The 11674-nt window shown below is 71.9% G+C and carries 7 protein-coding genes; 5 read left to right on the forward strand and 2 right to left on the reverse strand.

Translation table 11 applies throughout. The features are described 5' to 3' along the window. Positions 1–9: 9 nt before the first annotated feature. Together DN771_RS04790 and DN771_RS04795 are read right to left on the reverse strand one after the other, a co-directional pair. On the reverse strand, positions 10–1203 hold the full coding sequence (locus tag DN771_RS04790) for a CaiB/BaiF CoA transferase family protein (protein WP_116996562.1): 1194 nt from the start codon (positions 1201–1203) through the stop codon (positions 10–12). A 50-nt stretch (positions 1204–1253) separates the two neighbouring features. Continuing rightward, entirely contained in the window at positions 1254–3761 is a 2508-nt protein-coding gene (locus DN771_RS04795) for an efflux RND transporter permease subunit (RefSeq protein ID WP_116996215.1), read from the reverse strand. Positions 3762–4134: 373 nt separating this feature from the next. On the opposite strand from DN771_RS04795, the gene DN771_RS04800 reads away from it, so the two are divergent. The 5 genes from DN771_RS04800 to DN771_RS04820 all read left to right on the forward strand — a co-directional run bounded on the left by DN771_RS04800 (position 4135) and on the right by DN771_RS04820 (position 11674). Then, complete coding sequence (locus tag DN771_RS04800) at positions 4135–4938, forward strand: glycosyltransferase (RefSeq protein WP_116996216.1); 804 nt, start codon at positions 4135–4137, stop codon at positions 4936–4938. Beyond that, positions 4928–6112 (forward strand): glycosyltransferase, encoded by a 1185-nt coding sequence (locus DN771_RS04805; protein WP_116996217.1) that lies wholly within the window; start codon positions 4928–4930, stop codon positions 6110–6112. The genes DN771_RS04800 and DN771_RS04805 overlap by 11 nt, the downstream gene beginning before the upstream one ends. Then, positions 6109–7254: a polysaccharide pyruvyl transferase family protein gene (locus tag DN771_RS04810; RefSeq protein ID WP_116996218.1), complete on the forward strand. Its 1146-nt coding sequence runs from the start codon at positions 6109–6111 to the stop codon at positions 7252–7254. Before DN771_RS04805 ends, DN771_RS04810 begins: the two co-directional genes overlap by 4 nt. Before the next feature lie 92 nt (positions 7255–7346). Further along, on the forward strand, positions 7347–10052 hold the full coding sequence (locus tag DN771_RS04815) for a glycosyltransferase family 39 protein (RefSeq protein ID WP_116996219.1): 2706 nt from the start codon (positions 7347–7349) through the stop codon (positions 10050–10052). A gap of 2 nt (positions 10053–10054) precedes the next feature. After that, entirely contained in the window at positions 10055–11674 is a 1620-nt protein-coding gene (locus DN771_RS04820) for a glycosyltransferase family 2 protein (RefSeq protein WP_162941542.1), read from the forward strand.

An 11674-nucleotide genomic window follows, 5' to 3' on the forward strand; every position in this document is an offset into this window, starting at 1 on the left:
TCGACGCCGTCACTCCCCGAGCACGCTGTCGGTGTGCTCGCCGAGCCGTGGGACGGGGCCGAGATCCCAGGTCGCCCCGTCGAAGTCGACGGGGCTGGCGACCGACCGGTACGGGGCACCGCCGTCGTGATCGGGGACCTCGACGAACGCGCCCGACGCCTCCACCTGGGCGTCGTCGCGCAGCGTGTAGGGCGTGTTGATCGGCGCCCACCACACGTCGTGGGCGTCGAACCGCTCGGCGAGCTCGGCCATCGTCATCCCGGCGAAGGCGACGTCCATCTCGGCCACCAGTGCTTCGCTGTGGAGTGCCCGGCTCCGTGCCGTGGCGAAGCGCGGGTCGTCGCCGAAGGACGGACGGCCGAGGGCGTCGAGCAGGCCGGGCCAGTGGCGATCGCCTTCGAGGCCGAGCAGCCAGAATCCGAGGCCGTCGCCCGACAGGTAGGCGCTCACCTGCGGCGTGGCCGTCCGCTCTCGCGGTCGGGGCGACGAGACCTTGCCGAACCGCAGGAGCGTGGCTGTGTTCCAGCCGTTGCCGTAGATGCCGCAGCGCAGCAGGCTGGTGGCCACGAGGTGGCCGCGGCCGGTGCGTTCCCGGTCGAACAGAGCGCCGGCCACCCCGGCCGCCAGGGCGAGCCCGGTGACGTGGTCGCCGAACCCCGGCGCGAGCGCCGGCGGCAGCGCGCCCTTGGGCACGAGGGCGGCACCGAGGCCACTGCGGGCCCAGAACGCCCCGACGTCGTAGCCCGGTCGGTGGGCATCGGGTCCGTCGAGGCCGTAGCCCGTGATGATGCCGTACACGAGGCCGGGGTAGCGGCTCCGCAGGGCGTCGGGATGGAGGTCGAGGCGCGTGAGCGCCGCCACCCGCGTGTTGGTGATGAAGACATCGGCGGTGGCGACGAGGCGCTCGAGCTCGGCCCTCCCGGCGTCGCTCTGCAGATCGAGCACCACGCTGCGCTTGCCGCGGTTGTCGATCTCGAACGGCGGGTTGGCCGTCTGGTCGGCGATGCCGACGGCGCCGAAGATCTGGCGTTGCGGATCGCCGCGCTCGGGCTCGATCTTGATCACATCGGCGCCCCAGTCGGCGAGGATGCCACCCGCCGCCGGGCCGGCGACCCACGCGGCCAACTCGACCACCCGGATCCCGGCCATCACCCCGTGGCCCCTCGTGCCCGTCCTGCTCCCCGTGCCCGCGTCGCTCGTCATCGACGAGATGTTGGCCGTTGCGCGCCGCCCGCCCGGCATCGGGCCTCCGGTCAGGCTTCGGGGGTGTCGATCATCGGCTCGGCCGGCTTGATCAACCCGCGCGACACCCAGCCGCGGCGCTCCGCCCACACCAGCAGCGGGGGCAGCACGATCAGCGCACTGAGGAGGGCGACGGCGACGTTCATGGCGACGATGCGGCCGAAGTCGCGCAACAGCGGCAGCGACGAGAACGACAGCACGGCGACCCCGGCCGTGGCCGTGAGGCCCGAGACGATGAAGGCCCGCCCGGTCCGGGCGGCGACCACGTCGACGGCCTCCTGCGGCTCGATGCCCCGGGCCCGCTCCTCGACGAAACGCAGGAGGATCAGCGACGTGAACTCGGTGCACGCGGCGATCACCAGCGGTCCGCCGATGGCCGTCATCGGGCTCAGCTCGAACCCGACGAGCCAGGCGACGAGCGATGCCGCGCCGACCGCGATGGCGACGGGCACCAGCGACAGCACCGACCGCACGATCGAGCGCAGGCGGATGGCCAGGAACAGGAACACGAAGCCCATCGACAAGTAGGTGAGCAGCACTCGGTTGGACTCGAGGTTCTCGAGCAGGCCGACACCGACGACGGCGAGCCCCGACGGCGTCGCCCGCGTGCCTTCGGGGATGATCAGCGTGGAGTCGGCGCCGCCCGACCGCTCTGGGTCGAGCGTCTCGCGGAAGTCGTCGACGACGATGGCGAGGTCGTCGATCGTGCCGGGGCTGACGCGGAACACGATGTTGGCGTCGGTGAGGTCGGGGCTGACGAGGCTGCGTTGGATGTCCGGTGGGGCGACGGCGTAGGCCAGCTCCGCCTCGGCCCCGGTGGGCCAGACCGCGTTGGCCCCCTCGAAGTAGGCGATGTTGGTGAGCACCGCTTCGATGCTGTTGGCGTTGAGGAGGTGGCGCGGCGCGTCGGAGCCCGGGCCGTGCGTGGCGAGCTGCGTGGTGCGCAGGTCGTGCAGGAACCGCATGTTCTCGTCGGTGAAGATCGTGGAGCCCTCGGCGCTCTGCACGAACACCCCGAGCTCGCCCGACGTGCCGATCTCGGCCTCGAGCGTGCGGATGTCCTCGATCGTCCCCGAACTCTGGTTCACCCACTCGATCGGATCGGTCTGCAGCCTGAGGTCGTCCTCGACGAGGATCCCGCCGACGAAGATCGCCACGCTGGCCACGGCGAGCGGGATGGCGAACGTCTGCGGCAAGCCACCGAGCTTGACGGTGAGGCGACCGAGGATCCCCTCGCGGAAGTCCCGCCCCGTCGTCGGCGACCGGAACTCGCGAATGCCGAGGGCGGCGAGCGGCATGACGATCGAGTTGACGCAGATCACGGCGATGCCGACAGCCAGCAGCAGGCCGAAGTCGCGGATCATCGGGACCTTGGCGAAGCGCAGCGCGAGGAAGGCGAAGACGGCGTCGAATGTGACGACGAGCAGGGCCGGGCCGAGGCTGCGCGCGGTCTCCTGGATGGGGTGCTCGGAGCGATCGAGGATGACCTCCTCCTCGACTCTCGCGTGCATCTGGATCGCGTAGTCGATGCCGACGCCGAGCATGACGGGCAGCCCGGCGATCGTGACGATGGTGAGCGGGATGCCGAGGTACCCGGCGAGACCGAACGCCCACACCACGCCGACGAGGATTACGGCGAGCGGCAACAGCCTCCACCGCACGTCGAACAGCAGCAGGAGGATCAGCGTCATGAGCGCCACGGCGATGCCGCCGAGCATCAGCATCCCGCCGCGCAGGTAGTCGTTGATGTCGTTGAGGAGGATCGCTGCGCCGGTCGCCGTGACCGTGGCGTTCGGGAACTCGAGCTCGCGCAGACGCTCCTGCGCGTAGACGGCGGCCGCACCCTCCTCGTCGATCGACGCGTTGCCGGGCAGGCGCACGACGATCGTCGCGTGACGGTCGTCGTCGAAGAACGTCCGCAGCGACAGTCGCGTCTCGCCCTCGTTGTCGTGGATCAGGAAGTCGACCCAGTCGAGGCTGTCGAACGTGCGCTCCTCGGGCGGTACCTCGTTGACCCGCTGCAGCGTGAGCAGCGACTGCTCGGTGCGGATCTGGGTCTCCTCCTCGGTCTCCGCCTCGGCGATGCCCCGCACGAGCAGCTGACCGGCGATGCCGAGCGTCGGGTCGCTGCCGGGGGTCCCGCCCTGGATCAGGATGTCGGTGTACTCGAGGGCGATCAGCGGCGTGACCACCGACTCGTAGTCGCCCGTCTCGGTGAGGTCGTCGTGGAGGGCGTCGAACTGTTCGATCCCGTCGGCGTCGAACAGTTCGGTCACCGAGTGACCCTCGTCCATGGTGATGAGGCCGAGCATGGCCTGCCCGCCGAAGAGCGCCTGGTAGTCGACGTTGTCGATGTACACCTCGTCGCTCTTGTTGAGGTAGCTGTCCTGCCCGGTGGCGAACTCGAGGCGGGTGATGCCGAAGCCGAGTGCCAGCGTGAGGATCAATCCGACGAGCCCCACGAGGCCCGCCCGCTTGCCCAGCGCGACGGCCAGCCACGACCAGAACCGCTGCATCATCTCGCACTACGTCCGAGCATCGGCCAACCCTAATGTCGTGCGCTCACGGCGACTGGAAGTGCGCGACTCGCGACGAAATGATGCGCGTTCGCGCATCATTTCGTTACACAACGGAAAACTTCTCGGACGGGCGATCCTTCATCCGCCCAGGTCATTACGCACATCGCCGCCCCGACTGTGACGGTCGTCTCGGGGGGCGCCTTGCACCGACATTGCGGTCTGCTTACAGTCGACGACGGACAACGAAGCCCAGGGCGCACGCGTCGAGGTTCCGGCCGATCCCACCCCACCCCCTTTCTGGATCGGTCAACATCTCCACCATCGCTGGTCGCGCGCGCCTCCTTTCCCGCCCAGAGCAGACAGGAGGCACCAGGTGTCGCTCGACATCGTCATCCCCGCCCACGACGAAGAAGCCCGCATCGGCCGCACGCTCCACGCCTACCGCAACGGCATCCGGGCCCACGACGCCCGATTCCACATCGCCCTCGACGGCTGTGCCGACCGCACGGCCGACATCGTTCGAACCCACATGGCCGACGACGAACGCGTCGTCCTGCACGAGTTCCCGAAGCTCGGCAAGGGCGGCGTGCTGATGGAGACCTTCCGTCGGTGCGACGCCGACCTCATCGCCTTCGTCGACGCCGACTGCGCCACGCCCCCGGCCGAGCTCGACCGGCTCGTCGCCGTCGCCTCCGACGCCGACGCCGACGGAGCGATCGCCAGCCGCCGCCTACCCGCCTCGTTCACGCCCGGCCGTCGTGGGTCCGGTCGGGCCCTGACGTCGCGCGGCTTCGCCTGGGGCATCCGCCGCTGCTTCCGGCTGCCGTACACCGACACGCAGTGCGGGGCCAAGGTGCTCAGCCGCCGCGCCGCTCAGCGGGTCGTGCCCCTGTTGTCGTCACGAGACTTCCTGTTCGATGTCGACCTGCTGCTGGTCGCCGACCACCTGGGCTTCGATGTCCGTGAGGTGCCGACGGTCTGGATCGACCAGGCCGGGTCGAAGATCGACGTCCGCCGCGAGGTACGGCGGATGGTGGCCGGCGCGGTGCGCCTCTGGGTCCACCATCGCACCCTTCCCGTCCAGCCGGCGGTCGAGGCGTTCACCGAAACGCTGACCGACCGGACGCCCACCGTGACTCCGACGCCCGCGCATCGGGAAGTCGTCGATGCGGCCTGACGTCGCGATCATCTCGCCCTACCCGCCGGCCGGGCAGCATCACGGCGGCCACAGCGGCGTCGCGTCGTACACGGCCAACCTGGCCGGCGGCCTCGCCGTCGCCGGTCTCGACGTCACCGTCGTCGCGCCGGAGCTCGACGGCGATCCTGCGGGCTTCACCGACGGACCGGTGTCCGTGCTGCGAGCGTTCCCGTTCGGACCGCGGGCCCTGCCCGTCGCGCTGCGGGCGGCGGCAGCGACCGGCGCGCCCGTCGTGCACCTTCAGTGGGAGCTCTTCCTCTACGGCGGGCCCGGCGCCCTGGCCGGTCTCATCCCCGCGCTGGTCGAGGCTCGCCGCCATGGCACGGCGCCCCTGGTGACCACCATGCACCAGGTCGTCCGGCCGGCCACCGTCGACCGCTCGTACACGGCGCTGCACCGCGTCAGCGTGCCACCGGCGGTGGCCCGGCTCGGCATCGCCGGGGTGCAATCGTCCCTGCTGCGCGCCTCGGCGGCGACGATCGTCCACGAGGAAGCCTTCCGCAGCGTCGTGCCAGGCGTCGTCGTCGTGCCCCACGGCGTGGAGGCACCGAAGACGCCCGACCGCGAGGCAGCGCGCCGGCGCCTCGGCCTCGACGACCGGTTCGTCGCGTTGTGCTTCGGGTTCCTCGCCCCGTACAAGGGCATCGAGGTAGCGCTCGATGCAGCCCGGCTCGCCGGCAATGCCGTGCGCCTCGTCGTCGCCGGCGGCGAGCACCCCCGCCTCGCCGCCCGCGGCAGCGAGGGCTACGGGGCCGAGTTGCGCCGGCGCCACCGCGACGCGCTGTTCACCGGCTACGTGGCCGATGCCGACGTCGCCGACTGGTTCGCCGCCGCGGACGTGGCGCTCCTCCCCTACCCCAAGCCCTTCTCGGCGAGCGGCGTGCTCGCCCTCGCCCTCGCTCACGGGACCCCGGTGCTCCTGTCGCCCCCGCTTGCGCGCTGCGCCGGTGCCCCGAGCCCCTTGACAGCTCCGCTCGACCCGCCCGAGCTCGCCCACCGCCTGCGCGACCTCGCCACCGATGCCGACGCCGTCAACGAACTGCGGCGCTGGACCGAGATCTTCGCGGCCGGGCGCAGCTGGGAGTCCGTCGGGCGCCGCACCGCCGACGTCTATCGCAGCGTACTCACGGGCGTCCGCCGGCTGGCCTCATGAGCCGCGCTCGAGTCCTCCTCGTCGGCGCGTTCGGGCAAGGCAATCCGGGTGACGAGTCATTGTGCGCGGCATTCGTCCACGCGCTCGGAGATCACGAGCTCCTCGTCGCCTCTGCCGACCCGGACGAGACCGCCGGGCGGCACGGGGTCGCCACGATCGCGGCCACTGCGCTGCCGGTGGCCCGCGCGTTGTCCGCTGTGGACGCGGTCGTCGTCGCCGGAGGGACGATCTTCAAGCGGTTGCACCGGTCGTCGGGGCGCCGGCCGACCGCCCTCCTGCGCAACACGGCGGCCCTGATGCTCGCCGCTCGCACTCGGGGACGGCCGGTCGCTCTCGTCGGTGTCGGTGCCGGTGACCTGCACGGCCCCGCCGCGGCCCGGCTCAGCGCATGGATCACCCGGCACGCCGACCTGCTCATCCTCCGGGACGAGGAGTCCGCCGCCGTCCTCACCGACGCCGGCGTCCCCTCGCCGTTCTGGATCGGTGCCGATCCAGTCTGGGCGCTGGCCGACGGAGTGGCCACCTTTGGCCGCTCGCCGGCCGCACCGGCGCCTGCCGACCGGTCTGTGGTCGCCGTCGCGCTCAGCCACCTGGCCGGCGACGCCGCGTTCGAACGGAACCTCGCTGCCGGCCTCGACGGTCTCGGCGGCGACTGGCTCATCCGTCTCCAGCCGTGGCAGACCGGGGCCGGCAGCGACGCCGATCTCAGGCTCGCCCGCCGCCTCGCCGATCGCATCCCGGGCGCCGTCATCGACGATCCGCCCCACGACGTCGGCAACGCCGCTGCACACCTCTCGGACCAGTCGGTCGACGTCGTGCTCGGACTGCGGTTCCACGCCCTCGTCGCGGCCGGGCTCTCCAATCGACGCTTCGTCGCCGTGGCCCACGAGCCGAAGCTCGCCGGAGTCGCCCGGCGACTCGACCAGCTCTCCGTCCCGCCCCACGCCAGCGGAGAGGTGTACACCGCCGCCGTCACCGGCGCGCTGCGTCGACCCCCGCCGACGGCGGCCGCCGTCCGTGGTGAGGCGGCGGCCGCGGCGACCGCGTTCGACCTGCTGCGCCTCCTGTTGGCGGATGGCGAACTGGCCGAGCCGGCCACGCTGAGCGCCCTGCCCCTGTCGGCGGGAGCCCGGTCATGGTGAACGTCACACCATGGGCCCCGCCGACCGGGCAGCCGGCCCCGCTCACGCGGGCGCCGCGTCGATGGTCGACGGCAGGTTCCCAGCTCGGGGTGATGGCCGCTCAGTGGATCGCCGGCCTCGGCAACCTGGCGTTCGCCGTCGCCCTCGCCCGTGTGCTGCCCTCGTCCGAGTACTCGCACATGACCGCGTTCCTCGGCGTCTACGTGCTGTTGAGCGTTCCCGGCGCGGCGTTGAGCGCCGCCGGTGCGCTCAACCCGTCCCAACTGGAGGCCTTGTCGACGCGGATCGTCACGATCGCCACCGTCATCGGTGTCGTCGTCGCGGCGAGCGCCGTCCCCATCGCCGCCGCCCTCGACGTCGAGACCGGACTCGTCGTCGCCCTCGGGTTCGCCGCGCCGGCCGCCGCCCTCCTCGGCGCCCGGCGCGGCGTCGCCTATGGGCGACGCCACCACCGGCAGATTGCCGCCAGCCTCGTCGCCGAGCCCCTGGTCCGCCTCGCCGCGGGCGTGGCCCTGGCCGCGAAGTTCGGCGCCGCCGGTGGCGCGGCGGCCACCGCCGCCGCCGGCTACGTCGCAGCGATCACCGTCACGACACGACGCCGGTCCGATCAGCCGGCACCGTCCGCAGTCGAGTTCCGCCCCCGAACGGCGTCGCTCGCCAGGGCGATGCTTCCAGCCGCCGCGCCGTTCGCGCTCGTCGCCGTGCTGCAGACGGCCGACCTCCTGGTCGCCGACCGGGTCCTCGGCCGCGAGGCCGCCGCCGACTTCGGCGTGCTGTCGACGATCGGCGGGGCCGCCGTGTTCGCCACGGCGACGGTCCCGCTGGTCCTGCTCCCCGCGCTCGGACGAGTGGCGTCGGGCCGACCGGCCGACGGCGGCGCGGCGCGCACCGCCACCACCATCACGATCGCCGTCGGAGCTGCCGTGGCGGTGGTCGGTGCCCTCGTCGCCCGTCCGTTCGTCGAGCTGACGTTCGGCGAGCGCTACGCCGACGTCGCTCCCCTCGTCGGGCCCTATCTCGTGGCCATGGCCCTCATCGCCGCCACCCGGGTCCGCCTCGCCCGCCTCGTCGCCGACGACCGGGCGCGATTCGCGGTGATCGCCGTTGCCGTGGCCGTCTCGGTGCAGGTGGGTCTCATCGCGATGTTCGCCCGCAGCCCCGGTGCCGTGGTGGCGGTGACACTGCTCGTCACGAGCGGGCTCGCCGCCGTCCTCGAGCTGTCACCTCGGTCGAGGACGTCACTCGCAGCTAACGGATTCGCCGGCGCCCCGACGCCGATGGCAACCCGCGTGCTCGCATGGGCCCGCCACGAGCGCGGTCGACTGACGGGCCTGGCTGGCCTCTGCACGATCGCCGCGGCCGTGCGTCTCGCCACGTCCCGCGGCCTCTGGGTCGACGAGGCGATCAGCGTCGAGCAGGCCCAGATGCCCTTCGGCGACATGCTCGCCGACATGCGGTTCACGGACGTGCATCCACCGGCCCATCACGTGCTGCTGTGGATCACCGTCCGGCTGTTCGGCACGTCCGAGTTGGCTGTCCGCCTGCCGTCGTTGCTGGCGGGCGTCGCCCTCGTGCCCGCGCTCTATTGGGTGGGCCGGCTCGTCTACGACCGCCGCACCGGTTGGGTCGCGGCGGCGATGGCGACGGTGGCACCGTTCTGCGTCTGGTACTCGCAGGAGGCGCGCATGTACTCGCAGTTCATGCTCGTCGCTGCGCTCGCCATCGGGGCCCAGGTACAGGCCGTGCGCCGTGGCCTGCGCCGGGACTGGATCGTCTACGGGATCTGCACGGCGGCGCTGTTGTGGACGCAGTACTTCGCGCTCCTCCCGATCGCCGTGCACCAGCTGGCGTTCGCCGCGATCTTCTGGCTGCGCCGACGCGACCGAACCGAACGAGCCCGGCTGCTGCGCGGCTGGCTGGTGTCGACGATCGTCTTCGTCGTCGCCGTCGCGCCCATGCTGCCCCTCCTCCAGGACCAGCTGGCGGCCTACACCAACCGCGGTGGCGCCGGGCTGGTGCCCGGCCAGGCCGGCGCCGGCAACTCGTCGTTCGGCGGTGCGGTGTCCATCTACGCCCTCGGCGCCAACCTGATCTGGGCCTTGCTCGGCTATCACGCCGACGGCGTGATGGTGCAGCTCGCTGCGCTCTGGCCGTTGCTCATCGTGGTGACGCTGGTGCTGCTCGGACGCGGCCGCTCGCGGGTCAGTCTCTTGCTCGCCGGCCTGATCGTCGTGCCCATCGCCGCCCTCTTCGCCATCGGTTCGATGAAGCGCGACCTGTTCGAGCTGCGCTACTTCTCGGGGGCCGTGCCGGCGCTGTTGCTGTTGTCGGCCCGCTTCGTCACCGCCGCAACGCGGCGCCGGGTCGCGGCCAGCATCGCCGCGACGGCGCTGCTCACCGCGATGTCGGTGGGCCTCGTCGACCAGCAGCTCAACGGGGCGAACCCGCGGCTGTACGACTTCGAGGGCGCCTTCCGCCGCATCGAGGAGGTCGCCGGCCCCGACGACGTGGTGCTCTACGAGCCGTCGTACCTCGGTGACGTCGTCGACTACTACGCCCCGGGCGTCGACTCCCGGCCGGTGGGCTCCGAGGTCCCCAACGGGGTCACCGTCTGGGTGGTGTCGACCGACCGCATCGTCAACACCGAAGCGAGCGCCGCCGCACTGGGCGGCGTGCTCGCCGACCTCGAGCAACGCCGCACGCTGGTCGACCGCTTCAGCGTGCCCAACGTCCGCGTGTGGCAGATGAGTCCCGCCGGCCCCTCGGTGAAGACCCTCGACAAGGCGTTCGGACGATGACGATGACCACCACCACCAGCACCACCACGACCACCACCCTGCCGCCGCCGATTGCCGCCGCGCCGCTGCCCGAGGCGGCCGACCCGCGGCTCGATCCGGTGCGCTGGGACCCGTCGCCGGACCCGGCCGGGCGGCGGCGTCGGGCCCGGCTCCTCGCCCTCGTCGCCCTGTTCGGTCTCGTCGCCTACTTCTCGTGGCTGCTCCGGCCCTCACGGGTCGGCAACCCGGTGCTGTTCACCGTGCTCGTGATCGTCGAGCTGTTCAACGCCGCTCAGGCGATCGGCTTCTGGTGGACGTGCCTCGGCCGGCGGACGCGTCGGCGGCCCCGAGACGCCGTGACGATCAGCAACGTGACGGTCGACGTGTTCATCCCGACGTACAACGAACCGGTCGATGTCGTCGAGCCCACCGTCGCCGCGGCGGCCCGCCTCACCGGTGCCCAGGTCCGCGTCGTCGTCCTCGACGATGGCAACCGTGACGAGATGGCGGCGCTCGCCCGTCGCCACGGCGTCGGCTATCTCCGCCGGACGGTGCACTCGGGTGCCAAGGCCGGCAACATCAATCACGCGCTCGGCCGCACCGACGGGATGTTCGTGCTCGTCCTCGACTGCGACCACGTCCCCGCCCCGGAGTTCCTCGAACGCACGCTGCCGGAGTTCGTCGATCCCACCGTGGCCTACGTGCAGACGCCGCAGTACTACGCCAACGGGACCGCTCCCGACGGCGCGGTGGCCGGCCAGCTGCCGGCCGCCGCCTGGCACCAGCAGGCGCTGTTCTTCGGCCCGATCGCCAACGGCAAGGATGCCCACCGGGCGATGTTCTGCTGCGGTACGAACGTCGTGTTCCGGCGGTCGGCGCTCGACGACGCCGGAGGCTTTCCGGAGGCATCGGTGACCGAGGACTTCGAGCTGTCGATCGGCATGCACGAGCGGGGCTGGACGTCGGCGTACGTGCCCGAGGTGTTGGCGAGTGGTCTCGGGCCCGAGGACGCCGCCTCCTACGTCAGCCAGCAGAACCGCTGGGCCCGAGGCTGCGTCGGCGCGCTCGGACGTGTCCTGCGTTCCCGCCTGCGCCTGACCCTGAAGCTGCAGTACCTGCTGTCGGCGTCGTACTTCCTCACGGGCTGGACCGTGCTCGTGTACCTGTCGCTGCCCGTGATCCGCATCCTGACCGGCGCCCAACCGGTGGCCGGGGCGGCCGCCGACAGCTTCCTCGCCGCCTTCGCTCCGTACTTCGCGCTCTCCCTCGCCGTCGTGGCGACGATCGGAGGCGGTCGCTACACGTTCGGCGCCTACACCCTCGCGGCGGCGACGTTCTGGATCCACGTTCATGCATCATGCGCGGCGCTGGCCGGCCGGAAGGGTCGCTTCGTCGTCACCCCGAAGCAGGGCGCCACGGGCCGGCAGATCCGGCCGGTGTGGCCGACGCTTGCCGTCCTCGGCGTGCTCCTCGTCGTCGCCGTCTACGGGCTGACGAAGGGCACCGACGCGGCAACGTTGAACAACGTCGCCTTCGCCATGGTGCACATCACGATCCTCGGCCACGGCATCGCCCCGGCGCTGCTGCCCACGTTCACCGCGGCGGAGGCGCCGTCGGCTGCGCTGGAGCAGGAGGCCGCCTGA

It is taken from the genome of Desertimonas flava (assembly GCF_003426815.1).
GTDB classification, from domain to species: Bacteria; Actinomycetota; Acidimicrobiia; order Acidimicrobiales; family Ilumatobacteraceae; genus Desertimonas; species Desertimonas flava.